This window comes from Rhodopila sp., from assembly GCF_965277825.1.
Lineage (GTDB): Bacteria > Pseudomonadota > Alphaproteobacteria > Acetobacterales > Acetobacteraceae > Rhodopila.
Map to the genome: position 1 here is coordinate 2003304 of NZ_OZ255846.1, position 23950 is coordinate 2027253.

The 23950-nt window shown below is 64.7% G+C and carries 21 protein-coding genes and 1 tRNA gene; 18 read left to right on the forward strand and 4 right to left on the reverse strand.

What is annotated here, in order from left to right; genetic code table 11:
- The first annotated feature begins 99 nt into the window (after positions 1 to 99).
- The 15 genes from ACQY4T_RS10060 to ACQY4T_RS10130 all read left to right on the forward strand — a co-directional run bounded on the left by ACQY4T_RS10060 (position 100) and on the right by ACQY4T_RS10130 (position 17667).
- Positions 100 to 2208, forward strand: a complete 2109-nt coding sequence (locus ACQY4T_RS10060) for an acetate--CoA ligase family protein (protein WP_428541000.1) — start codon at positions 100 to 102, stop codon at positions 2206 to 2208.
- Between the two features lie 59 nt (positions 2209 to 2267).
- Positions 2268 to 3455 carry a CaiB/BaiF CoA transferase family protein gene (locus tag ACQY4T_RS10065; protein WP_428541003.1) on the forward strand — a complete coding sequence of 396 codons (1188 nt, stop codon included), beginning with the start codon at positions 2268 to 2270 and terminating at the stop codon, positions 3453 to 3455.
- Positions 3456 to 3642: 187 nt separating this feature from the next.
- Positions 3643 to 4110, forward strand: a complete 468-nt coding sequence (gene rpsF / locus ACQY4T_RS10070; protein ID WP_428541006.1) for a 30S ribosomal protein S6 — start codon at positions 3643 to 3645, stop codon at positions 4108 to 4110.
- A gap of 6 nt (positions 4111 to 4116) precedes the next feature.
- On the forward strand, positions 4117 to 4389 hold the full coding sequence (gene rpsR / locus ACQY4T_RS10075) for a 30S ribosomal protein S18 (protein ID WP_104521656.1): 273 nt from the start codon (positions 4117 to 4119) through the stop codon (positions 4387 to 4389).
- A gap of 13 nt (positions 4390 to 4402) precedes the next feature.
- Positions 4403 to 4969 (forward strand): 50S ribosomal protein L9, encoded by a 567-nt coding sequence (gene rplI, locus ACQY4T_RS10080; protein ID WP_428541009.1) that lies wholly within the window; start codon positions 4403 to 4405, stop codon positions 4967 to 4969.
- Between the two features lie 147 nt (positions 4970 to 5116).
- Positions 5117 to 6373: a class I SAM-dependent methyltransferase gene (locus tag ACQY4T_RS10085; RefSeq protein ID WP_428541012.1), complete on the forward strand. Its 1257-nt coding sequence runs from the start codon at positions 5117 to 5119 to the stop codon at positions 6371 to 6373.
- A 98-nt stretch (positions 6374 to 6471) separates the two neighbouring features.
- Positions 6472 to 7323 (forward strand): LLM class F420-dependent oxidoreductase, encoded by an 852-nt coding sequence (locus ACQY4T_RS10090; RefSeq protein WP_428541015.1) that lies wholly within the window; start codon positions 6472 to 6474, stop codon positions 7321 to 7323.
- A gap of 113 nt (positions 7324 to 7436) precedes the next feature.
- Positions 7437 to 8936 (forward strand): replicative DNA helicase, encoded by a 1500-nt coding sequence (locus ACQY4T_RS10095; protein WP_428541018.1) that lies wholly within the window; start codon positions 7437 to 7439, stop codon positions 8934 to 8936.
- A 101-nt stretch (positions 8937 to 9037) separates the two neighbouring features.
- Positions 9038 to 10099, forward strand: a complete 1062-nt coding sequence (gene alr / locus ACQY4T_RS10100; RefSeq protein WP_428541021.1) for an alanine racemase — start codon at positions 9038 to 9040, stop codon at positions 10097 to 10099.
- Positions 10096 to 10881 carry an MlaE family ABC transporter permease gene (locus ACQY4T_RS10105; RefSeq protein ID WP_428541024.1) on the forward strand — a complete coding sequence of 262 codons (786 nt, stop codon included), beginning with the start codon at positions 10096 to 10098 and terminating at the stop codon, positions 10879 to 10881. The genes alr and ACQY4T_RS10105 overlap by 4 nt, the downstream gene beginning before the upstream one ends.
- A 299-nt stretch (positions 10882 to 11180) precedes the next feature.
- Positions 11181 to 11801 carry a hypothetical protein gene (locus ACQY4T_RS10110; RefSeq protein WP_428541027.1) on the forward strand — a complete coding sequence of 207 codons (621 nt, stop codon included), beginning with the start codon at positions 11181 to 11183 and terminating at the stop codon, positions 11799 to 11801.
- Positions 11802 to 11964: 163 nt separating this feature from the next.
- The gene (carB, locus tag ACQY4T_RS10115) at positions 11965 to 15210 is read left to right on the forward strand and encodes a carbamoyl-phosphate synthase large subunit (RefSeq protein ID WP_428541030.1); all 3246 of its coding nucleotides are present in this window, start codon (positions 11965 to 11967) and stop codon (positions 15208 to 15210) included.
- 100 nt (positions 15211 to 15310) lie between these two features.
- On the forward strand, positions 15311 to 15784 hold the full coding sequence (gene greA / locus ACQY4T_RS10120; protein WP_428541033.1) for a transcription elongation factor GreA: 474 nt from the start codon (positions 15311 to 15313) through the stop codon (positions 15782 to 15784).
- 86 nt (positions 15785 to 15870) lie between these two features.
- Positions 15871 to 17067: a threonine ammonia-lyase gene (locus ACQY4T_RS10125; RefSeq protein ID WP_428542792.1), complete on the forward strand. Its 1197-nt coding sequence runs from the start codon at positions 15871 to 15873 to the stop codon at positions 17065 to 17067.
- Between the two features lie 18 nt (positions 17068 to 17085).
- Entirely contained in the window at positions 17086 to 17667 is a 582-nt protein-coding gene (locus ACQY4T_RS10130) for a uracil-DNA glycosylase family protein (RefSeq protein WP_428541036.1), read from the forward strand.
- 49 nt (positions 17668 to 17716) lie between these two features.
- On the opposite strand, the gene ACQY4T_RS10135 is transcribed toward ACQY4T_RS10130, so the two are convergent.
- The 4 genes from ACQY4T_RS10135 to asnB all read right to left on the reverse strand — a co-directional run bounded on the left by ACQY4T_RS10135 (position 17717) and on the right by asnB (position 21374).
- Positions 17717 to 17998 carry a BrnA antitoxin family protein gene (locus ACQY4T_RS10135; protein ID WP_428541039.1) on the reverse strand — a complete coding sequence of 94 codons (282 nt, stop codon included), beginning with the start codon at positions 17996 to 17998 and terminating at the stop codon, positions 17717 to 17719.
- Between the two features lie 311 nt (positions 17999 to 18309).
- Positions 18310 to 19254: an isopenicillin N synthase family dioxygenase gene (locus tag ACQY4T_RS10140; protein WP_428541042.1), complete on the reverse strand. Its 945-nt coding sequence runs from the start codon at positions 19252 to 19254 to the stop codon at positions 18310 to 18312.
- A gap of 179 nt (positions 19255 to 19433) precedes the next feature.
- A tRNA-Ala gene (locus tag ACQY4T_RS10145) sits at positions 19434 to 19509 on the reverse strand.
- Between the two features lie 101 nt (positions 19510 to 19610).
- On the reverse strand, positions 19611 to 21374 hold the full coding sequence (asnB, locus tag ACQY4T_RS10150; protein ID WP_428541045.1) for an asparagine synthase (glutamine-hydrolyzing): 1764 nt from the start codon (positions 21372 to 21374) through the stop codon (positions 19611 to 19613).
- A gap of 424 nt (positions 21375 to 21798) precedes the next feature.
- Here asnB and rpsL point away from each other — a divergent pair, with 424 nt between their 5' ends.
- Genes rpsL through tuf form a run of 3 tightly spaced genes read left to right on the forward strand, consistent with a single transcriptional unit; the run spans position 21799 to position 23897 of the window.
- Positions 21799 to 22170, forward strand: coding sequence for a 30S ribosomal protein S12 (gene rpsL, locus ACQY4T_RS10155; RefSeq protein ID WP_428488852.1), 372 nt, complete (start codon positions 21799 to 21801; stop codon positions 22168 to 22170).
- Between the two features lie 11 nt (positions 22171 to 22181).
- Positions 22182 to 22658: a 30S ribosomal protein S7 gene (rpsG, locus tag ACQY4T_RS10160; protein WP_428488853.1), complete on the forward strand. Its 477-nt coding sequence runs from the start codon at positions 22182 to 22184 to the stop codon at positions 22656 to 22658.
- Between the two features lie 48 nt (positions 22659 to 22706).
- Complete coding sequence (gene tuf, locus ACQY4T_RS10165; protein WP_428541050.1) at positions 22707 to 23897, forward strand: elongation factor Tu; 1191 nt, start codon at positions 22707 to 22709, stop codon at positions 23895 to 23897.
- Positions 23898 to 23950 lie beyond the last annotated feature (53 nt).

Sequence of the window (23950 nt, forward strand, 5' to 3'; positions counted from 1 at the left end):
GCCGTTTCGGCTGGGACGGCTTCCAGTGAAGGCCGGCTGGTCCTATGGTTTCGCGGCGAAGCCGGAAAAACGCGGCACGTTGGAAAGCGGGAAAAGTCCATGAACCTCGCCGGCGAAGGGCGTGATCTATCCACCATGCTGCGGCCGCGTTCAATAGCGCTGGTCGGAGCGACCGACCGATCCGGCTGGTCGAAGGCCACGTTCGCCAACCTGACCACTCTTGGATACGACGGTGAAGTGCACCTGGTGGCCCGTCGCGGCGGGGTGGTGCATGGTCGCACGAGCGCGACATCGTGCGCCGCGCTCGGTGCGAAAGTAGATCTTGGCCTGCTGATGGTGCCAGCAGCGTCGATCGAAGAGGCAATCGCCGATCTCGGCGCGGCAGGCGGCCGCAATGCGGTCATCCTGACGTCCGGCTTCGCGGAAACCGGCACCGATGGGGCGGCGCAGCAACAGCGGCTGGCCGTTCTTGCGCGGCGCTTCAACATTTCCATCCTCGGGCCGAACTGCCTGGGGTTCGTAAACTTCCTCGACAACGTGCCGCTGTGGACCGGCGCGATCCGCGCACCCAGCCGGCCTGGTCCGATCGCGGTGATCTCGCAGAGCGGCGCCACTGCGGCGTTCATCGCCAGCCTTGCACTGCAGCAGGCGATCGGGCTGAGCCATATGATCTCGACCGGCAACGAGGCCGATCTCGACAGCGCCAGTTTCGTCGATCATCTGCTTGACGACGCGCGGGTGCGGGCGATCGCGATGTTCATCGAATCGATCCGCGATCCGCATGCCTTCGCCGCGGCCGCGCAGAAGGCATGCGCTGCGGGCAAGCCGATCGTTGCGTTGAAGATCGGATTGTCCGACGTGACGGCCAGATCGGCGCAAGCCCATACCGGGTCGTTGGTCGGTGATGACCGGGTGTTCGATGGCGTCTGCCGCCAGTTCGGCATCGTCAGGGTGAATTCGATCGAGGATTTGTTGTTCACCGCCGACATAATCGCGCGCACCGGGGTGATCGGCGAGAAAGGACTTGGCCTGGTATCGGTCTCCGGGGGCGCCTGCGAAATCGCGGCGGACCGTCTGCAGACTGAGGGCGTGCCTTTGCCGCCGCTACCCGCCGCCACCGAAACGGCTTTGCGTTCGGTGCTGCCCAGCTTCGGCACGCCACACAATCCGCTCGACATTACCGGGGGCGCTGTGCTGGAACCCGAGCTGTTCCGGCGGGCGCTGACCATCATCGGCCACGAACCGGCGTTTTCCGCACTCGCCTGCCTGTTCGACGTTCCCGGGACCGAGGCGCTGGCGACCGAGTTCCAACTCGCCTCGCTGCGCCAAATCTCGGCCGGTCTGAACGAACAGCCGCTGCCGGCGCTGATGATCAGCCATTCGCTGAAGCCGGTCACCGAGGTGACCCAGCGTATCGTTTCCGAGCTGAATTTGCCCTATGTATCGGCGGGCATTTATCATGGACTTGCAGCGCTTGGGCGCGCCTGGTGGTGGTCGGAGCAGCAGCGTCGGGTTGCGATGCACTGGGCGCCACCGCCGGTCCTGCAAGCACCCAGCCCGTGGCCAAAAACAGAGCGGGCGGTGCTGGATCATCTGGCGCGCCACGGCGTGCCGATCGTGCCGGCGACGCTGGTCAGCGATGAGGCGTCGGCGGCCGCCGCCGCGCGTGCATCAGGTGGGCCGGTTGTGTTGAAGATCGCCTCCGTGGACATCCAGCATAAGAGCGACATCGGCGGCGTGGCGCTGAATGTGGCCGGCGATGCGGCGGTCGGTGCCGCGTTCCGCCGGGTGATGGCGGCGGCTCCGGCCGGCGCGCAAGTGGATGGCGTGCTGGTTTCGCCGATGCGCGAGCGCGGGGTGGAACTGTTTGTCGGCTGCACGCGCGACCCGCAATGGGGTCCGGTGCTGGCGGTCGGGCTCGGCGGCATTTTCGTGGAGTTGCTGCAGGATGTCGCACTGCGGGTGCTCCCGGTTACGCCCGACGAGGTGAGGCGAATGCTCGGCGAATTGAAGGGCGCGAAGATGCTGCGGGGGCAGCGTGGCGTCCCGGCGGCGGATCTCGATGCGGTGGCACAGGCGATCGCGCGCATCGGCGATGCCTCCGTGGCACTGGGGTCATCGCTGGACGCGCTGGACGTGAACCCGCTTTGGGTGCGCGGGTCGGAGGTGGAAGCGCTGGACGGGCTGGCGCTGGCACGCACGGCATGACGAGTGCCGGACGAAGGACAGGCTGACGACGAAAGCAGGGCAACGAAAGCGGGGCAGGAATGAGCTACGACGCACCATTCGCTGGGATCAAGGTCGTCGATCTCAGTCAGGGAATTGCCGCCCCGTATGCGGGGATGTTGCTGGCCCAGCACGGCGCCACGGTGATCAAGGTCGAATTGCTGGACGGCGGCGACTGGGTCCGGATCAGCGCGCCGAAACCTGGCGGCAACACCGCGCTGTCGGTGATGGGCAATCTGGGCAAGCAAAGCATCGGTGTCGACCTGAAGTCGCCGGCGGGTTGCGCGGTGCTATGGCGGCTGCTGAAGGGCGCCGACGTCTTCATGGAGGGGTTCCGCCCCGGCGTCATCAAGCGGCTGGGCTTTGATTACACGACAGTATCGGAACGATATCCCAACATCCTGTACTTGTCGATGTCCGGCTTTGGGCAGACCGGGCCGTACGCCGAACGGCCGGCGATGGACCCAGTGCTGCAGGCGTTCACCGGCTTCATGGCCGAGAACCGCGACCTGGATGGCCGGCCGATGAACATCGCCTCGATTCCGGTCGACATGATCACCGCGCTGTATGCATTCCAGGCGCTTTCCGCGGCACTGTACGCGCGCCGCGATGAACCGCGCGGCCGCTATATCGAGGCCAGCCTGCTGCAGGGGGCGGCTTGGCTGAACACCTACGCGATGCTGCAGCGGGTGATCTACGACGGCGATCTGCCGGGTGCCCGCGCCCATCGTGGGGTATATCCGACGGCGGATGGCTGGATCCTGGTCATCGTGTCCGGGCGTCGCGGTTGGGGCGACTTCTGCCGCGCGTTGGAACATCCGGAACTCGGCGACGATGCCCGGTTCACCAGCGTCGTTGGCCGCGTCGCCAACTCGGCCACGTTGGCGCCGATCCTGAGCGAGATCCTGTCGGCACGAAGCAACGCGCATTGGCAGGCGCGATTCAGCGAGTACGGGGTGATGCACTCGGTGACCAATGAATCGCTCGACATGCTGCATGACCCGCATGTCGAGGCGACCGGTCTGTTCAGTCATCTGCAGCAACCCGGCCTGGCGATGACGCTGCCGATCCCGGGGATACCCGGCGCGCCGGCGCTGCAGAACGGCACCAGGCGGGCGACGGCTCCGCTCGCTGGCGCCGACACCGAAACGGTGTTGCGTGCGCACGGATATGCTGCCTCTGAGATCGCCGATCTGCGGGCACGGGGCGTCGTGTCAGCTTCTCGCTAGCGCTGGCTGGCGGGAGATCAGGGGACCGCGACAACCGCGTCAGTGTTGCATTCCGCGTTGAACCGTGCTTCAAGCCCCGGCTTCCCTGCCGGGGGCGACGGCATCGCACTCGGCTATGTCCGATTTCCATCTTGGGAATGCGGCCACTTTCGGCCCGGGACAGAGACAAGCCATAGGGGGTTCATTCATGCCGCTTTACGAAACCGTGCTGATCGCACGGAACGACGTCACGCAGCAGCAGGTCGAGCAGATCGCCGACGACATCGGCACCGGACTGCAAACCGACGGCGGCGCCGTCAAGAAGCGTGAGTATTGGGGCCTGCGCGGTCTGGCCTATCGGATCAAGAAGAACCGCAAGGGCCACTACATGCTGCTGGGCCTCGATGCCGCGCCGGGCTTCGTCACCGAGATGGAACGCAAACTGGGCCTGAACGAGGACGTGCTGCGTTTCATGACGATCCGGATCGAGGAATTCGACGAAGCTCCGTCCGCCATCTTGTCGCGCAAATCCGACGACCGCGAGCGCGGCTTCCGCGGACCCAAGCCCGCGGGACGCTTTGAAAGCGGTCGCCGCCGTGGCTTTGACGATCGCGAGGAATTCCGAGCTCGCGACGGCTTCGCTGGCGAAGAATTTCGCCCCGCCCCCGAGGAGTAGCCGGCAATGTCCGATACCGAAGTCAACCCCGCCGCGCGGCGGACCGCCGTGGGCGCCCGCCGCCCGTTCTACCGGCGCCGCAAATCCTGCCCGTTCTCCGGCCCCAACGCGCCGAAGATCGACTACAAGGATGTCCGCCTGCTGTCTCGCTTCCTCTCGGAACGCGGCAAGATCGTGCCCAGCCGGATCACCGCCGTTTCTGCGAAGAAGCAGCGCGAACTCGCGGTCGCCATCAAGCGCGCCCGTTTCCTGGCACTGCTGCCCTACATCGTCGCCTAAAGGAGCGGATCGCATGCCAGCCGTTGAACTGATCCTGCTCCAGCGTGTCGACAAGCTGGGACAGATGGGAGACGTGGTGAAGGTAAAGCCGGGTTACGCCCGCAACTTCCTGTTGCCACAAAAGAAGGCGCTGCGCGCCAGCAAGGACAACCGATCACGGTTCGAGCAGCAGCGCGCCCAGCTTGAGGCGCAAAACATCAAGCGCCGTGAGGAAGCCGAACGGCTGGCCGAGCGGGTTGGCGGCCTTTCCGTGGTGATCATCCGCCAGGCCGGCGAATCGGGCAGCCTGTATGGGTCGGTCTCGGCGCGCGACATCGCCGAGGCCGCCACTGAGGCCGGATTGACCATCAACCGCACACAAGTCGTGCTGGAACACCCGATAAAGACGCTCGGCCTGTCACCGGTTCGGGTTTCGCTGCACCCGGAAGTCTCTATTCCGGTCACCGTCAACGTCGCGCGCAGTCCCGAAGAGGCCGAACGACAGGGGCGCGGCGAGCGGATCGGCAGCGAGCCCGAGGACGACGAGCAGGTGCCCACCGAAGAGAACATCTTCGCCGGCGATACTCCGCAGCCGGCCTGACAGGTTTTTTCCCTTGTTCGTGAGGCAACGGGCAAAATCGCCTGGCACGATGTATTGAACCGATCCTGGCGTTGACGTTTTGACGACGTATGCTTTGCTGTCCTTGCCTGACCCTGTGTCCGGGTCGAGACAATCGATTGGACAGCCATGCAAGCGGTTCTGGATGCGATTTTTCGGCGTTTGATCACCCTTGGCCGGTTGGCCGTGGTTTGGCCGGACGGCTCACAAACGGTTTATGCCGGCCAAGACGGACCGGTCAGCACACTCCGCCTGCACGACCGCAGAACAATTCGGCGACTCGTGCTGAATCCGTCGCTTGGGCTGGGTGAAGCCTACATGTCCGGCGGCTTGTCGGTCGAAACCGGCAGTATCTACGATCTTCTGGACCTGATGATCGCCAACTCCGAGGGCAACCCGGACAGTCATCCCATGCTGCGCCTGAGGGGTCGCCTCGCCTCGATCGGCCGTCGCGTCGCCCAGTATAACCCGGCCGGCCGATCGCGCCGTAACGTCGCGCATCATTATGATCTGAACGGCCGTCTCTACAGCCTGTTTCTCGACCGCGACCGCCAATACTCGTGTGCCTACTTTCCGCATGGCGACGAGACCCTCGAAGAGGCCCAGGCGGCGAAGAAACGCCACATCGCCGCCAAGCTGTGCCTGAACCGCCCCGACCTTCGGGTGCTGGACATCGGCTGCGGCTGGGGTGGCATGGCATTGACCCTGGCACGCGATTTCGGTGCCCAGGTCACCGGCATTACTTTGTCGCAGGAGCAGTTGACCGAGGCTCGTGCCCGCGCCGAGGCCGATGGGCTGCAGCATCGTGTGCGGTTCGAACTGCTCGACTACCGGGCAGTCAGGGAAAAATTCGACCGCGTCGTTTCGGTCGGCATGTTCGAGCATGTCGGCATCGGCCATTACCGGGCGTTCTTCGATACCGTCGCGGGTTGCCTCGCGCCGGATGGCGTGGCGCTGATCCATGCCATCGGCCGCAGCGATGGGCCAGGCAGCACGAACGCGTGGATGCGGAAATACATTTTCCCCGGCGGCTACTCGCCGGCGCTGTCGGAGGTAATGCCGGGGGTCGAGCGGTCCGGGCTGATGGCCACCGACATCGAAATCCTCCGCCTGCACTACGCCGAAACCTTGCGCAATTGGCGTCGTCGGTTCGCTGCCAACCGGGATGCAATCACGGCTCTATACGATGAACGATTCTGCCGCATGTTCGAGTTCTACCTGGCGGGGTCGGAAATAACGTTCCGCCGCAGCGGTCACATGGTCTGGCAGTTGCAACTCGCCCACCAACACGGAGCGGTGCCGCTGACGCGCGACTATATTGCCCAGGTCGAGGCGGGTGAGCCTGTCGGACCGATGGCCGAGGCGACGAGCTCGCTGCGGCGATAGCGAGCGCCGGCGTCGCAACAAATTCGCTGAGTAGCCGGCAGATTGGCCGCGTCTGGCGATCCGTGCCAGACTGTCCGCTACCCAAAGCGAGACCGATCATGCACTCAGGCGCCGGCATCTTCTTCACCGACTACTCGATCACTCCCGCCGCGCTGGGCAAGGCGATGGAGGAACGCGGCTTCGAGTCAGTCTGGGCGGCGGAACATTCCCACATCCCATTGTCGCGGCGCTCGCCATGGGGCGGTGGCGCGGAACTGCCCAAACAATACTACGACGTGATGGACCCGTTCGTCACGCTGACAGCGGTGGCGGCGGCGACCACGACGCTGAAGGTCGGCACCGGCGTGTGCCTGGTCAATCAGCGTGATCCGATCCAGACCGCCAAGCTGGTGGCGTCGATCGATCAGGTCTCGGCAGGCCGCTTCCTGTTCGGCATCGGCGTCGGCTGGAACGCCGAGGAGATGGAGGACCACGGCACCGTGTTCACCACCCGCGCCAAACTGGTGCGCGAGCGGGTGGAGGCGATGAAAGCGATCTGGACCGAGTCCAAACCGGAATATAGCGGTGAGTTTGTCAGCTTCGCGCCGATGATGACCTGGCCTAAGCCGGCGCAGAAACCGCACCCCGCCGTCATCGTCGGTGGCGCCTTCCCGCACGGTGCCCGCCGCGCCGTGCGCTACGGCGACGGCTGGATTCCGCTGGCCGGTCGCGCCGCCTATGGCGACCTGTTCGAGACCGTTCCGAAGTTCCACGCCATGTTGCGCGAAGCCGGCCGTGACCCGGAGTCCTGCCCGGTCTCGGTGTTCGGCGCAACAGCGGACGCGGACCTGCTGCAACGCTACCGCGATCTGGGCATCGCCCGTGTCGCGGTCAGTCTGCCGGCGGCAAAGGAAGATGTCGTGCTGCCGATCCTGGATCGATGGGCCGCGCTGATGCGCCAGGCGGGGTAGAGCCGGTCGGGTATTATTGCGCCAATCCACTGTTCCGGATCTATACCCGTTATCCACAGCGTTCCACAGGCAAACCACATGCGCCGCACCTCTGGCTGCGCTAGACTGCCTGCGTGAACACCATCGACTCGCCGCTCTTCGGCCTTTCCCAACGCCTTCCCCCGTCGAACGTGCAGGCGGAACAGGCGCTGCTCGGCGCGCTGCTGGCCAACAACAAGGCCTATGAACGGGTCTCGGAATTTCTCGCCCCGGAACATTTCGCCGACCCGATCCATGGCCGCATCTACCAGGCCATTTCGCGCCGCGTGGAAGCCGGCCAGCTCGCCGACCCCGTCACCCTGAAGGCCGAGTTCGAGCACGCCGGCATCCTGGAGGAGGTCGGCGGTACCGCCTACTTGGTGCAGTTGCTGACCGCCATGGTGGGCATCATCAACGCCGGCGAATATGGCCGCGCGGTGCTCGACACCTGGATGCGGCGCCAGTTGATCGACATCGGCGAAACCGTCGTCAACAACGCGTTCGGGGCGGATGCTGAACTCGATGGTCCGTTGCAGATCGAGGCCGCCGAGCAGTCGCTGTTCGATCTTGCCGCCGACAACGGCACCGGTGGCGGTTTCATTGCGTTCGAGCAGGCACTGACCGAGGCGATCCTGGGTGCCGAACGGGCGTTCCGACGCTCCGGTGCCGTCTCGGGCCTGACCTCCGGTCTGCGCGACCTCGACAGCAAGATGGGCGGGATGCACCCGTCCGACCTGCTGATCCTGGCCGGCCGCCCTGGCATGGGCAAGACCGCGCTCGCCACCAAGATCGCCTTTGGCGCGGCAAAGGCCTTGCAGGCCGAAGCACGGGTAAAGGACCCGAATGGGATTCCGAAGTCGAGCATTGCGATCTTCTCGCTGGAAATGAGCGCCGAACAACTGGCGACACGTCTGCTCAGCGAGGAAGCCCGGATTTCCGGCGACCGCATCCGCCGCGGCGATATCGGGCAAAAGGACTTCGACAAATTCGTCCAGGTCTCGCGTGAGATCGCTTCGCTGCCGATACAGATCGACGACACGCCGGCGATCACGATGTCGGCGCTGCGCACCCGCTGCCGGCGGTTGAAGCGGACCAAGGGACTGGCGCTGGTGATCGTCGACTATCTGCAACTGATGCGTCCCGCCGCCGGCACTAAACCGGAAAGCCGGGTGCTGGAAATCAGCATGATTACCCAAGGGTTGAAGGCGCTGGCCAAGGAACTGGCGGTTCCGGTGCTGGCGCTGTCGCAGTTGTCGCGCCAGGTCGAAAGCCGCGACGACAAGCGGCCGCAACTGTCTGACCTGCGGGAATCCGGGTCGATCGAGCAGGACGCCGACGCGGTGATGTTCGTCTATCGAGACGAATATTACCTGGAACAGAAAATACCCAAGGAAATCGCCTACGAGGGCAACGGCGACAAGTTCCACGCCGCCATGGAGGAGTGGCAGCAGCGGATGGCAAAAGCGCACAACCGCGCCGACCTGATCATCGCCAAGCAGCGCCACGGTCCGACAGGGTCCATCCCATTGCTGTTCGAGGGCGAGTTCACCCGCTTCGGCGATCTCGATCTTGCCCATTCCGAATATGTCGAGTGACGCGGCTAGTATCCGATCGCAGAGAAGCGTGCGACGCGGAGCGTCCGCGATTCGACGCGTGAATCGGATACTCAAACAAAACGACGCATCGCGCTTCTCTAATGCGCGATACTAGGGCCGTTCTGGAGGTCGATCTTGCCGCGGTCGTCGCTAACTGGCGGACGCTGAGCGCCCGCCATCCCGCCGGCCCAGTCGCCGCTGTCATCAAGGCAGACGGCTACGGGCTCGGGGCTAGCCCGGTCGCCGCGGCACTGCACGCCGCCGGCTGCCGCCACTTCTTCGTAGCCTATCTCAGCGAGGCACTGGCCGTCCGCGACGTCATCCCCGGCGCGATGCTGGCGGTATTGAGCGGCCTGCTTCCAGGCGAAGAGGATGCCTATCGGGCGCATGATCTGACGCCTGTGCTGGGCTCGCTCGACGAAATCGCGCGCTGGGGGGGACGCGAGGCGATCCTGCACGTCGACACCGGCATGTCGCGCCTCGGACTTGACGCGCGGGAACTGGCGATACTGGCGCAGGACCACACCCGGTTGGGGCGGCTGACCATCCGCTACGTGATGTCGCACCTGGTATCCTCTGAACTGCCTGATGATCCGCTCAATCATCTGCAACTGGAACGGTTCGCGGCAGCCAGAGCCATGCTGCCGCCGGCGCCGAGCAGCTTGGCGAATTCGTCGGGGATCTTTCTCGGGCCCGAATTCGGCTCCGACCTGGCGCGGGCGGGTGCGGCGCTGTTTGGCATCAATCCGACCCCCGGCCGGCCCAATCCGATGCGCGGCGTTGTCCGATTGTCGGTTCGGGTGCTCGCGGTGCGTGACGTGCCGGCCGGCACCCCCGTCGGCTACAACGCTACCTGGGTCGCGCCACGGCCAACCCGGATCGCAACGGCGGCACTGGGTTACGCGGACGGATTCCACCGCAGCCTGTCCGGCCGTGGCACAGCGTGCTTTGACGGCACCCCCGTCGCGCTGGTAGGCCGCGTCTCCATGGACCTGACAGCATTCGATGTAACCGACCACCCCTGCGTGCAGCCTGGCTGCTGGCTAGAACTTATGGGCCCCCACCTCTCGCCCGACGAGGTCGCGGCTGCCTCCGGCACAAACGGCTACGAGGTGCTGACATCGCTGGGCCGGCGCTTGCACCGCGTCTATCGGTCCGCGTGACCATGGTGCTGGATTTTCTGGAAGCCATCGGCCGGGCGGTGATCGGGCTGTGCCGCGGCGCCGGAGAACTGGTGCTGTTCGCGGTTCAGGGCTTGTCGCACCTGGTGCGCCCGCCATTCTATGGACGCCTGTTTGGACGCGCCTTGCTGGAGATCGGCTATTTCAGCTTGCCGGTGGTGGCGCTGACCGCGGTGTTCACCGGTATGGTGCTGGCGCTGCAGTCCTACACCGGCTTCGCGCGATTTTCCGCCCAGGGCGCGGTGGCTAACCTGGTGGTGCTATCGGTGACCAGGGAACTCGGCCCGGTGCTGGCCGGGCTGATGGTTGCCGGCCGCGTCGGCGCCGCCGTGGCGGCCGAGCTGGGCACCATGCGCGTCACCGACCAGATCGACGCGTTGTCGACGCTGTCCACCAACCCGATGAAATACCTGGTTGCACCCAGGCTGCTGGCGGGGATCATCGCGCTGCCACTGCTGGTGGTGATCGCCGATGTGCTGGGCGTGATGGGCGGGTTTATCGTATCGACAGTAAAACTAGGCTTCAACGTCAATACCTACGTGGCGAACACCGTCAACTTCGTGCAGACCGACGATGTGGTTTCCGGCCTGGCGAAGGCTGCGGTGTTCGGCTTCCTGATCTCGCTGATGGGCTGTTATCAGGGCTATAACAGCAAGGGCGGCGCACAGGGTGTGGGTTCGGCGACGACACTGGCGGTTGTCAGCGCCTCTATCCTGATCCTCGCATTCGACTACGTGCTGACCGAAATGTTCTTCGCGCAGTAGATGGCGCCCGAAAAAGCGGATCGTCCATACATGACCGTGGCGGCAAGCAAGGCCGCCGTGCGGAGTACGAAGAAGGCCCATGCCCGAGAGCACCGAGATCAAGTCCATCCCGGTCATCGGCGTCGATCCAAACATCATCGGCCAAGCGTACGCCCTGTCTTCTCGGTGCAGTATCATCCTGAAGCCAGCCGAGGGGTCGTCTTTAACCCACCCCGGGGGTGTCGGACAGCCACTATCTGCTTATGGTTTGTCCCGGTCATTGTTGCAATCTTCATTCAACTTCTAGGCAGGGGACAATCGTGGGAAAACCGCCGAACCCAGCGAAATATACTGACGCTGAAGCGAAGGAAATTCTTCTGAACACATGGCGCGACAAAACCAAACTGTGGAATGGACCCAACGAGAACCGGCGCTGGCTTAGGGCCCAGCCTGTGAACGATGGCGCCGTAGGCCCTCGTCTTTTGTCACCCGGTGCACAACTTTTTCATATTCAACCGGATGGCATGTGGGCACGTTTGTTTGGCACAAATGCAGAACCCTTTGCAGATGTAATCGCAGTGGAGGTATGCGGCACGATCCAAAACTTTAACGACAAGCGCGCGCGCTACATGTCGTCCACTGCGGCACTAATGCTCAAGTGCGATAAAGATTGGTTATTGCGCGGCCCGGCGAGTAACCACAATTGGCGGGAAGCAGGGTTGGCTAAAAAGCCGGTTGGCGCGATCTCGTTCGCAGTCAGACACATCCGGGTGCTTTATGCCCTTCCGGGGGAAATTTATGAGAGATGGCGGGACCACGGCGTCTTAGCCGGCCATGAATTCATGTGTCTGCACTCCTCTTTGCAAACCTACACGAGCCAGCCAGTGCAGGAATTTCTGAAACTCATGGCTCCTTCCTCCCACTATTACATACAAACCTAGTGCGGCCTCAAAAAAATGACATGTGCTACCCGGTTGTATCCTGGGCGCAATATCGAACCCTGACGTTAAAGACAATGCGATTGGCCGGTGTGCCGACGTCCCCAGTAACATGCGATCCGATAAGTTTTTCAAACACTGCAGCCGAGTACAATTAAGCCACGCCATGCCCAAGCGCACCGACATCAAATCCATCCTGATCATCGGCGCCGGTCCGATCATCATCGGCCAGGCCTGCGAGTTCGACTATTCCGGCGCCCAGGCCTGCAAGGCGCTGCGGGCCGAGGGCTTTCGCGTCATCCTGGTGAACTCCAACCCCGCCACCATCATGACCGACCCTGGCCTGGCGGATGCCACCTACATCGAGCCGATCACGCCCGAGGTGGTGGAGAAGATCATCGTCCGGGAACGGCCTGACGCACTGCTGCCCACAATGGGCGGCCAGACGGCGCTTAACACCGCGATGAAACTGGCCGCCAGCGGCACCCTGGAGCGGCTCGGCGTGGAACTGATCGGCGCCAAGGCCGACGTCATCGACCGCGCCGAGGATCGCCTTAAGTTTCGCGATGCGATGGCACAGATCGGCATCGAATCGCCCCGCTCCGCTATAGCTCACAGCATGGAGGAAGCCCGATCCGCACTGGCGATGACCGGGCTGCCGGCGGTGATCCGCCCCAGCTTCACCTTGGGCGGCACCGGCGGCGGCATCGCCTACAATACCGAGGAATTCGAACAGATCGTCGCCGGCGGCCTAGAAGCGTCGCCCACCACCGAGGTGCTGATCGAGGAGTCGGTCCTGGGCTGGAAAGAATACGAGATGGAGGTGGTCCGGGACACCGCGGACAACTGCATCATCGTCTGTTCGATCGAAAACGTCGATCCGATGGGAATCCACACCGGCGACTCGGTCACCGTGGCGCCGGCCCTGACGCTGACCGACAAGGAATATCAGCGGATGCGCGACGCCTCGATCGCGTGTCTGCGCAAGATCGGCGTCGACACCGGCGGATCGAATGTCCAGTTCGGGCTGAACCCCGCCGATGGCCGCATGGTGGTGATCGAGATGAACCCCCGGGTGTCGCGGTCTTCGGCGTTGGCCTCGAAGGCCACCGGGTTCCCGATCGCCAAGATCGCCGCCAAGCTGGCCGTCGGCTACACATTGGATGAATTGTCCAACGACATCACCAAGGTGACACCGGCCAGCTTCGAACCGACCATCGACTACGTGGTGGTCAAGATACCTCGTTTCACGTTCGAGAAATTCCCCGGCACGCCGGCGCTGCTGACCACGTCGATGAAATCGGTCGGCGAGGCGATGGCGATCGGGCGCAGTTTCGCCGAGGCCCTGCAGAAAGGGCTTCGCAGCACGGAAACCGGCCTCTCCGGACTGGATGAGATCGATCCCCCCGGCGATGGCGGCCCCGACGCCTTTCGCGCCGCGCTGTCGTCGCCGACGCCCGATCGGCTGCTGGTGGCCGGGCAGGCCCTGCGCGCCGGCTTGTCGGTGGCAGATATCTTTGCCGCCACCAAGTTCGATCCCTGGTTCCTGCGCGAACTGGAACGCATCATCGACGCCGAACGGGACATCGCCGCCGTCGGCCTGCCGCGCCAGGCCGACGCGCTGCGCCGGGTCAAGGCGCTGGGCTTTTCCGACCAGCGGCTGGCGCAACTGACAGGGTCCACGGCCGCGAAAGTGATGCGGATGCGGACCGATTTGGCCGTCACCCCGGTCTACAAGCGTATCGACACCTGCGCCGCGGAATTCGCCTCCGCCACCCCCTACATGTACTCCACGTTCGAGGGTGGCTACGGCACGCCGACCTGCGAGGCCGATCCGACCGACCGCAGCAAGGTGGTCATTCTGGGCGGCGGACCGAACCGCATCGGACAAGGCATCGAATTCGACTACTGCTGCGTCCACGCCGCCTACGCGCTGAAGGATGCCGGGTTCGAGACCATCATGGTGAACTGCAACCCCGAAACCGTCAGCACCGACTACGACACCTCGGACCGACTATATTTCGAGCCGCTGACCGAGGAGGATGTCATCGCCCTGGTCCGCCGCGAACAGCAGAACGGCACCGTGCTGGGCTGCATCGTGCAATACGGCGGCCAGACCCCGCTGAAGCTGTCGCAGGCGCTGTCCCGTGAGGGCATCCCGATCCTCGGCACCTCGGCCGACGCGATCGACCTGGCGGAAGATCGCGAACGTTTCCAACTGCTGCTGCAACGCCTGGGGTTGCGTCAACCGGATAACGGCATCGCCCGTTCGGCCGAGGAAGCCGAGACCATCGCCGAACGGATCGGCTACCCGGTGGTCATCCGCCCGAGCTACGTGCTGGGCGGCCGCGCGATGGAGATCGTCTACGACCGTTCCGGCCTGCACCGCTATATGCGCGAGGCGGTGCGGGTGTCGGGCGACAATCCCGTTTTGATCGACCGCTATCTGAACGACGCGATCGAGGTCGACGTGGATTGCATCTGCGACGGCGCCACGGTCTACGTCGCCGGGGTGATGGAGCACATCGAGGAGGCCGGTATCCATTCCGGGGATTCGGCGTGTTCGCTGCCGCCCTATTCGCTGTCCCCGGCGATGATCACCGAACTGAAATCGGAAACCGAGGCGTTGGCCAAGGCCCTGGGCGTGGTCGGGCTGATGAACGTCCAGTACGCCATCAAGGACGACACGATCTATGTGCTGGAGGTGAACCCGCGTGCGTCGCGCACCGTGCCGTTCGTCGCCAAGGCCACCGGCGTGGCGGTCGCCAAGATCGGCGCCCGTGTGATGGCCGGGGCGAAGCTCGCCACCGACTTCAAGCTGGACGACGATTCGATTGCCCCGCACGTCGCGGTCAAGGAAGCAGTCTTCCCGTTCGCCCGCTTTCCCAACGTGGACACCATCCTGGGGCCGGAGATGAAGTCCACCGGCGAGGTGATGGGCCTCGATGCCAGTTTCGAACGAGCCTTCGCCAAGGCCCAACTCGGCGCGGGGGTGATCCTGCCGATGCAGGGACGGGTGTTCCTCTCGATCAAGGATGCCGACAAGAAGGGGCTGCCGGCGCTGGCTCGGCGGTTGAACGAAATGGGCTTTTCCATCCTGGCGACGCGCGGCACCGCGGCCCGGATTCGCGAGGCGGGTTTCCCGGTCACCGTGGTGAACAAGGTGCTGGAAGGCCGGCCACATTGCGTCGATGCGATCCGCTCAGGTGAGGTGCAACTGGTGATCAACACGGCGTCCACGCCCCAATCGGTCGCCGACAGCTTCGCCATCCGGCGCAGTGCGCTGACCCATTTTGTGCCGCACTATACAACCTTGGCGGGTGCTCGGGCGGCGGTGCACGCAATCGCGGCATTGAAAGCCGGAACGCTTGAAGTTGCCCCGCTACAGTCCTATTTTCGCGGTTCGTTTTGACCATTGCGCCGCGGTAGGGGACGACCCGGCCGCGGCGGATACATATGACGTACCCGCCCCAGCAAAGTTCTGGGATGAACGATGATCGAGGAACCACGACGTGCAGAAGTTTCCGATGACGGCCCCCGGCCTGCTTCGCCTGGAGGAGGAATTGCGGACGCTGAAGTCGCAGGAGCGGCCAGCCATCATCCGCGCCATCGCGGAAGCACGCGCGCACGGTGACCTGTCGGAAAATGCCGAATACCATGCCGCGCGCGAGCGTCAGTCCTTTATCGAGGGCCGGATCGCCGAACTGGAAGAGATCACCTCGGGCGCGGAGGTGATCGACCCGACGACACTGTCCGGCTCACACGTCAAATTCGGTGCCCATGTCCGCCTGGTGGACGAGGAGACTGACAAGGAAGCCAGTTATCAGATCGTCGGCGTGCACGAGGCCGACGTCAAAGCGGCTCGGCTGTCGATCTCCTCGCCGCTGGCCAAGGCGCTGATCGGCAAGAAGGTCGGCGATGCGGTGTCGGTGCCGGCGCCCGGCGGCGACCGATCCTACGAAATCCTGGAAATTCGGTTCGGCTGAGCAACTGGACGATCGATGCCGGCATGGATCACTCGGTCCCGCGGCTCGCTCGGACGCGGTCGATGCCCAAACGGCATGACCGGACGATGATCGGCCTCGCCGACATCGAGCAGGCAGCGCAACGCATCGCGGGGCAGGTATTGCGCACCCCCATGCTGCCCTGCCCGGCGATCTCCCGCATCACCGGTGCGGATGTCGTGCTGAAACTAGACAATCTGCAAGTCACCGGCGCCTTCAAGGAGCGCGGCGCGGCGAACCGCCTGGCCTCGCTATCCGCCGACGAACGCGCCCGCGGCGTGGTCGCGATGTCGGCCGGCAACCATGCGCAGGCGGTTGCCCGCCACGCCAGTTTGCTGGGTATCGCCGCCACAATCGTGATGCCGAAGTTCACCCCCTCGACCAAGGTCACGCGGACCGCGGCCTGGGGGGCAAACGTGGTGATGGTCGGTGAAACCCTGGCCGAGTCGGCGGCGCACGCGCATCAACTGGCCGCCGAACAGTCGTTGGTGTTCATCCACCCATACGACGATCCGGCGATCATCGCCGGTCAGGGCACGCTGGCGCTGGAGATGCTGCAGGACGCGCCGGATCTCGATGCGCTGATCATCCCGGTGGGCGGAGGCGGCCTGCTGGCGGGCTGCCTGGTCGCGGCCAGCGCGATGCGCCCGGGCATCGCTGTCCATGGCGCCGAGGTGGAAACCTACGCCGCGATGGCGCAGCGCCTGGCCGGCCGGCCGGTGTCGGTCGGCGGACCCACCATCGCCGAAGGCATCGCGGTTCGCGATATCGGGGAAATCCCGTTCGAGATCGTCCGCCGCCGCATCGCCGGCATTCTGGTCGCCCCTGAACGGGCAATCGAGGAGGCGATCGGCCTGCTGGTCGAAGCGGCCAAGACCGTGGCCGAGGGCGCCGGCGCGGTCGGACTGGCAGCGCTGCTGGCCCATCCGGATCAGTTCCGTGGCAAAAAGGTCGGCGTCGCCATCACCGGCGGCAACATCGACGCTCGCATCCTGTCGAACGTTCTGCTGCGCGACTTGCTGCGCGATGGCAGGCTGCTGCGGCTGCACCTGCAAATCCCCGACCGTCCCGGCGTATTGGCCGATATCGCCGGCAAGATCGGCGACTCGGGCGGCAACATCATCGAGGTTTCTCACCAGCGCCTGTTCGCCTCGTCCTCGGTGCAGGCGGCGGAACTCGAGGTCATGGTCGAGGCGCGGGACAAGCTGCACGCCAACGCGATCGTTACGGCGCTGGAGCAGAGCTACACCGTCAGGCAGGTATGACGCGCGCGGCTCGTCGGAGTGGCTGACACGCTGCAACAGGCTGTCGGCGAGGCGCTCGCCTGCCGCCGCTGCGAAGCGGTCCTGCCGCTGGGCCCGCGGCCGGTGTTCCGGGTATCCGCGACGGCAAGGGTGCTGATCATCGGACAGGCACCGGGAACCAAGGTGCACATGACGGGCGTGCCGTGGAACGACGCCTCCGGCGACCGGCTGCGGAGCTGGCTGCTGATGGACCGTGATTTGTTCTACGATCAGACGCGGATTGCCATCGTGCCGATGGGCTTGTGCTATCCGGGCCGCTTACGCAACGGCGGCGACGCGCCGCCCAGGCCGGAATGCGCACCGCTGTGGCTGGACCGCTTCGCCCGGCTGATGCCTGCCGTGCGGCTGACCTTGCTGGTCGGGTCCTATGCGCTGCGGCATCGGCTCGGAGCCGGCGCGATGACCGAGCGGGTACGGCGGTTCGGCGAATTGGGCCCGGCGATGGTGCCGCTGCCGCATCCGTCGTGGCGGACCGTGGGTTGGGAACAACGCAATCCCTGGTTCGACGAGACGTTATTGCCGATACTGCGGCACGCGGTGGCGACCGCATTGGAAGGATAATTGGGCGTCACGCACGGTCCCGACGCGCTGCTTCTGACCCCCGGCCTTGCTATCGTCCCTGCTGCTTTTGCGCATCAACGTAGGACTTCAGTACCGCATTTAGGCGCGTGAGGTGTCCGCGCTCTGATGACTTGAACCACTCCAACACTTCAGTATCAAGCCTCAGATGCACCGATGTCTTGCCGGATGATGGCATGACGACGTGGGCATCATTCCAGAACTCCGCGTCGATGGCGTGTGCGGGAATATCGGCGCGCGTTTCGGTTTTGCCTCGGTCGCGCTGTGCACGAAGGCTCTCGGGCGAGTAGCGCCTGGTATCTTCTTTTGCCATCGTCATCCACCTTCCATGCGCTGATGATCCTCCGATTACGGCCACGCCAAGTGAAGCCGACCATGAAGTAATCGGCGTCCACATAACCGAGTGCGCGGTAGCGGGTTTCGCCGCACTAGAACCTGGTATCCTCTGCCTCGATGACCGGATTCTCGAAGATCAGCGCGGCATCCTTGAAGCCGACTCGGTGGTGGTCGAGATCGCCGCTTCGCTTCATCTCACTCGACGAAGACGGCGCATTCCGAACCGGGCACGGTGGTATAGCCGAGGTCCGCAACGTTTCCGGGTGAAATTGCTGCCGGGCACTGGCATCAGGCGGCCGGCTGCTTGCGATAGGCGTAGTTGCGGTCGAGCCGTTCGATCAGGTAGTCGCCATATCGGGTGGCGGGAAACCGCGGCGGGTCGTCGGGGCCTTGGCAGGTGGGCAGCACCGCGACGACGCTGTCCATCGACATATCGAAGAAGTATGGGCAGGAGTATCGGTCGCCGCCAGAAATGTTCTTGACCCGATGCGGGGTGGATTGCCAGCGGCCGTTGGTCCAGCGGGCCAGCATGTCGCCGACGTTGACGACCCATGTCCCAGGGATCGGGGGCGCCTTGAGCCACGATCCATCGCGTCCGCGCACCTCCAGCCCGCCGCGCTCGTCCTGCGCCAGGATGGTTATGAAACCGTAATCGGTGTGGGGGGCGGAACCGAACGCATCGTCCGGCTGCTGTGGCGGATAGTGCAACAATCGCAGAAACGTCGTGGGCTGCTGGAAGAACGCGGCAAACCAGTCTTGCGGGAGGTTCAGGGCCACAGCCAGCACCGGGAGCAAGCGGTGGCAGAAACCGTGCATGGCGCGATCATAGGCTTCGACCGGGGCGCGGAAGCCGGCAAGCTCGGGCCACAGGTTGGGTCCGTCGAGCGGACGGCCATGGCGCGGATCATTGGCCGTAACCTCGTGCATCAGCATGAATGATTCGCTGTCGTTCGGCTGCGTAACCGTAGCGACCGTGGAGGTTTCTATGACGGAGGTTTTTGGCGCCATGTAGCCGCGGTGAAAGCGGTTCATGGCGATCGCTTCCTTGGCCGGTCGCGGCAGCGCATGAAAGCGGCGGGAGGCGTTGAACACGGCTTCGACGATCGTCGGATCGACACCGATATCGCACAGGTAGCAGAAGCCGGTTCCGCAGAACGCCGCGTCGAGTTGGCGCGCGAGGCTGGCATCGTCAGTGTTGCCAAATGGGATGACGGGCAGGGTCTGGTCGGACATCGCGTTCCGCTTCTGCTTGGCGGACCGGTGGTTTACGCCGGCCGGATGGGACTGTCGACCTTGGACGCCATGGCCGGCACGCTGGCCGGGCTGGCGAGACATGGCTGCGCCGGGGCTAAGGCGGATGAGCGGATAATATCGCGACGGCTGAGACAGTCATCCAAGGTTTGTCCCGGGAGTGGTGGAGCTGAGGGGAATCGAACCCCTGACCTCCTCATTGCGAACGAGGCGCTCTCCCAACTGAGCTACAGCCCCATCCCAGGTCTGAAGCGCCCGGTGAGCCCCGGTCGCATGGCGCCCCTCATGATCGGAGTGCCGACCGAAGTCAAGCGGTCTGGGGCTGCCCCAAGGCCGGCTCAGCGGACGGCAAGTGTCTCCCAGACGTCGCCCGAAGGCGGCAAAGCGAGAATGTGCCGACGGTGCCACAACGCATAGAACAGCAGCTTCCAGCAGGCAAAACCGTGACGCCAGCGGCGGATATCGCGGAACAGCGCTTCGACCTTGTCGGGATGGGCGATCTCGGCGACCCCCGGCTGGGCGGCGACCAGCGGACCCAGCCGGGTGCCCTGCGCCTTGATCCAGGCACCGACCGGCACGGTGAAGCCGGATTTCGGCGCAAACGGCTGCGCGGCGGGCTGGTTCTTCTCCAGCCACTTGCGCAGGATCCATTTGCCCATGCCGCGCCGCAGCTTCATCGCATCCGGCAGCCGGAACGCCGCATCCATGACGCCGGGATCGAGGAACGGTGTGCGGCCCTCGACGGCATGCGCCATCATGCAGCGATCCAGCTTCAGCAGCAGGTCGTGCGGCAGCCAGTCGGTCATGTCCAAGGCCTGCGCCGCGCCCAGCGCGGACCGTCCGCCCTCGGCGGCACGGATTTCCGCCGCCGCCATGCCATCGCGCCAGGATGTCGGCCGGGTGCGCAACACGGGGACCTTGTCGAAGCTGCCGTCGGCCCACATGCTGCGTCCGCCGCGCCACCAGGGCAGCGTCGCCTGACGATAGCGCTTGTAGCCGCCGAAGATCTCGTCGCCACCCTCGCCGGTCAGCACCACCTTGACGTCCTGCCGAGCGCGCCGGGCCAGGAACCATGACGGAATGATCGCATAGTCCATCGTCGGGTCATCCATCGCGGCGACGATTTCCGGCAGGTGCTGCCAGACCATTTTCTCGGTGACCTCGATCGCTTCGTGGCGGGCACCGACGGCGCGCGCGATAGCGGCGGCCTGGTCGCGTTCATCGGCGGCACCGGGGGCGTCGAAACCGGCGGTGAACGCCAGCACCGGCTGTTCGTTGAGCCGAGCCATCAGGGTGATCAGGGTGGCGCTGTCGATGCCGCCGGAGAGGAACATCCCGTATGGCACGTCGCTGCGCTGATGCAGATCGACGCTTTCCATCAGCGCGTCGTCCAGGCGGCGCATCGCGGTGTCTTCGTCGATGTCCTCGGGGGGCGCCGCCGGCACCGGATTGATCTGCCGCCGCTCCAGGATGTGGCCATCCGAGCAGGTGATGGTTTCGCCGGGCAGCACGCGTTGGATGCCCTCGAAAATGGTGTCGGCCCCGGTGGTGAACTGAAGCTGCAGCAGCTCCTCCACAGCGGCCGGCCGCAGCGCCCGTTTTACCAGCCCGGCCTCGAGCAGCGCCTGCGGTTCCGAGGCGAATGCCAGGCCGCTGTCGATCGCGGCGATATACAACGGCTTGATCCCGAACGGATCGCGCGACAGGGTGACGGTGCGCCGCGCGCGCTCATGAATGGCGATGCCGTACATACCGCGCAGATGCTTGGCGTACTCGGCGCCGTCACGCAGCCAAAGATGCAGCGGCGGCTCGCAGTCGCTGTTGGTGGCGAAGTTCACGCCGGGCAAGGATTCGCGCAGTTCGCGATAATTATAGATCTCGCCGTTGGCGACCAGGGTGGCGGGACCGGTGAAGAACGGTTGGTCGCCGGTCACCAGATCGATGATCGCGAGACGGTTGTGCAACAACGCAACGCGGCCCATCATGGCGTGTCCACTGCCGTCCGGGCCGCGATGGTGCAAGGCGCCGATCAGCGCAGAAAGCACACTGGGATCCGGCGGCGCGGCACCGGGAGATAGGATCAGGCCAGCAATGCCGCACATGGCAGGTGTGTCTCCGAAAGCCGAAACCCGGCGTCGCCGCAGCGATAGCGCAATCGGCGGAGCGTGTCGTCGGGGTTTGGCCAGTTGATTGGTGCGTCTGGATGTTTTGCCGGATGCAGCGGATGGTCGCGACGTATGAACCGGTCATTAAGCGTGCATCAAGCGTGCCTTCAACCCTTGACTCGGCTTGGCGCCGCTTCTACAGATCACGCCCTCGGCCAACCCAGGGGCTATTTTGTGGGACGGTCGTCGGTTCGCAGGCACACGACGCACGCGGCGCCGCCCCACTCTCTCGGTTGGGCTTAGGCCGTCTGCATTCGTCCCCCCGCTGGATGGGTTTGACCCTATCCCGGCGGCGTTTGCCTGTTAAGCGGCGACTGCGACACGCCCGCGGTGAAGCACGAACGGAAAGAGAAAGAGCTCCATGCCGACCATCAACCAGCTTATCGCCCACGGGCGGGAGCGCCCGAAGCACCGGAATTCGGTTCCGGCGCTGCAAGGCTGTCCGCAAAAACGCGGTGTGTGCACGCGCGTCTATACCACGACGCCGAAGAAGCCGAACTCGGCGCTGCGCAAGGTGGCAAAGGTTCGGCTGACCAACGGCTATGAAGTGGTGAGCTACATTCCCGGCGAAGGCCACAATCTGCAGGAACACTCGGTGGTGCTGATCCGCGGTGGACGCGTGAAGGACTTGCCGGGCGTGCGCTACCACATCCTGCGCGGCGTGCTCGACACCCAAGGCATCGCCAAGCGCCGTCAGCGTCGCTCGCTGTACGGCGCGAAGCGGCCGAAGTAGGGGGCGATCGCATGTCTCGTCGTCACCGCGCCGATAAGCGGGAAATCCTGCCGGACGCCAAGTTTGGCGACGTCGTCATCAGCCGGTTCATGAATGCGCTGATGTACGACGGCAAGAAATCGGCCGCCGAGGGCATCGTTTACAACGCCCTCGACGTGCTGAAACGTCGCGGCGGCAGCGCGGCCGACCCGGTGCGGATGTTCCACGAGGCGCTGGACAACGTGAAGCCAGCGGTTGAAGTGCGGTCCCGCCGCGTTGGGGGCGCCACCTATCAGGTGCCGGTCGAAGTCCGCACCGAACGACGCCAGGCACTGGCGATCCGCTGGATCATCGATGCCGCCCGCAAGCGCGGCGAGCATACCATGCAGGACCGCTTGTCCAACGAATTGCTGGACGCGGTGAACAATCGCGGTTCGGCGGTGAAGAAGCGCGAAGACACCCACCGGATGGCGGAGGCCAACAAGGCCTTCTCCCACTACCGTTGGTAGCTACGAGAGCAACTCAAAAGGTCCCGTTCCGGATCCACGGAGATTACGATGGGTAAGGCGAAATTCGAGCGGAACAAGCCGCACTGCAACATTGGCACGATCGGCCATGTCGATCATGGCAAGACGTCGCTGACGGCCGCGATCACCAAGGTGCTGGCGGAAACCGGCGGCGCCACCTACACGGCGTACGACCAGATCGACAAGGCGCCGGAAGAGAAGGCGCGCGGCATCACGATCTCGACCGCTCACGTCGAATACGAAACGAAGAACCGCCATTACGCCCACGTCGATTGCCCGGGCCACGCCGACTATGTGAAGAACATGATCACCGGCGCGGCGCAGATGGACGGCGCGATCCTGGTGGTCTCCGCCGCCGACGGCCCGATGCCGCAGACCCGCGAGCACATCCTGCTGGCGCGTCAGGTCGGCGTGCCGGCGCTGGTGGTGTTCCTCAACAAGTGCGACATGGTCGACGATCCCGAACTGTTGGAACTGGTCGAGATGGAGGTGCGCGAACTTCTATCGTCCTACCAGTTCCCCGGCGATGACATCCCGATCATCCATGGTTCCGCGCTGATGGCGCTGGACGGCAAGCAGCCCGAGCTGGGTCATGAGGCGATCCTGAAGCTGATGGCCGCGGTCGACGAATACATTCCGCAGCCGGAGCGGGCGATCGCGCGTCCGTTCCTGATGCCGATCGAGGATGTGTTCTCGATCTCCGGTCGCGGCACCGTGGTGACCGGCCGTGTCGAGCGCGGCATCGTCAAGGTGGGCGAGGAAGTCGAGATCGTCGGAATCAAGAACACCGTCAAGACGGTGGTCACCGGCGTCGAGATGTTCCGCAAGCTGCTGGATCAAGGTCAGGCCGGCGACAACATCGGCGCGCTGTTGCGCGGCACCAAGCGTGAGGACGTGGAACGTGGCCAGGTGCTGGCGAAGCCCGGGTCGATCACGCCGCACACCAAGTTCAAGGCCGAGGCCTATATCCTGACCAAGGAGGAAGGCGGCCGCCACACCCCGTTCTTCACCAACTACCGCCCGCAGTTCTATTTCCGCACCACCGACGTCACCGGCGTGGTGACCTTGCCCGAGGGCACCGAGATGGTGATGCCGGGCGATAACGTGTCGATGGACGTCGAGCTGATTGCACCGATCGCGATGGATGACGGCCTTCGTTTCGCGATCCGCGAGGGTGGCCGCACCGTCGGCGCCGGGGTGGTTGCCAGCATCCAGGCCTGATAACGAAACAACGCCGGCGCCCGGCCGTAAGGGAATTCCCCCCGGCCGGGCGC

What these genes read in the sequence shown, in the direction of transcription:
- ACQY4T_RS10060 (WP_428541000.1), top strand. Translation starts at nt 100, where the DNA reads ATGAACCTCGCCGGCGAAGGGCGTGATCTATCCACCATGCTGCGGCCG.
- ACQY4T_RS10065 (WP_428541003.1), top strand. Translation starts at nt 2,268, where the DNA reads ATGAGCTACGACGCACCATTCGCTGGGATCAAGGTCGTCGATCTCAGT.
- rpsF (WP_428541006.1), top strand. Translation starts at nt 3,643, where the DNA reads ATGCCGCTTTACGAAACCGTGCTGATCGCACGGAACGACGTCACGCAG.
- rpsR (WP_104521656.1), top strand. Translation starts at nt 4,117, where the DNA reads ATGTCCGATACCGAAGTCAACCCCGCCGCGCGGCGGACCGCCGTGGGC.
- rplI (WP_428541009.1), top strand. Translation starts at nt 4,403, where the DNA reads ATGCCAGCCGTTGAACTGATCCTGCTCCAGCGTGTCGACAAGCTGGGA.
- ACQY4T_RS10085 (WP_428541012.1), top strand. Translation starts at nt 5,117, where the DNA reads ATGCAAGCGGTTCTGGATGCGATTTTTCGGCGTTTGATCACCCTTGGC.
- ACQY4T_RS10090 (WP_428541015.1), top strand. Translation starts at nt 6,472, where the DNA reads ATGCACTCAGGCGCCGGCATCTTCTTCACCGACTACTCGATCACTCCC.
- alr (WP_428541021.1), top strand. Translation starts at nt 9,038, where the DNA reads ATGCGCGATACTAGGGCCGTTCTGGAGGTCGATCTTGCCGCGGTCGTC.
- carB (WP_428541030.1), top strand. Translation starts at nt 11,965, where the DNA reads ATGCCCAAGCGCACCGACATCAAATCCATCCTGATCATCGGCGCCGGT.
- ACQY4T_RS10125 (WP_428542792.1), top strand. Translation starts at nt 15,871, where the DNA reads ATGATCGGCCTCGCCGACATCGAGCAGGCAGCGCAACGCATCGCGGGG.
- ACQY4T_RS10135 (WP_428541039.1), bottom strand. Translation starts at nt 17,998, where the DNA reads ATGGCAAAAGAAGATACCAGGCGCTACTCGCCCGAGAGCCTTCGTGCA.
- ACQY4T_RS10140 (WP_428541042.1), bottom strand. Translation starts at nt 19,254, where the DNA reads ATGTCCGACCAGACCCTGCCCGTCATCCCATTTGGCAACACTGACGAT.
- asnB (WP_428541045.1), bottom strand. Translation starts at nt 21,374, where the DNA reads ATGTGCGGCATTGCTGGCCTGATCCTATCTCCCGGTGCCGCGCCGCCG.
- rpsL (WP_428488852.1), top strand. Translation starts at nt 21,799, where the DNA reads ATGCCGACCATCAACCAGCTTATCGCCCACGGGCGGGAGCGCCCGAAG.
- rpsG (WP_428488853.1), top strand. Translation starts at nt 22,182, where the DNA reads ATGTCTCGTCGTCACCGCGCCGATAAGCGGGAAATCCTGCCGGACGCC.
- tuf (WP_428541050.1), top strand. Translation starts at nt 22,707, where the DNA reads ATGGGTAAGGCGAAATTCGAGCGGAACAAGCCGCACTGCAACATTGGC.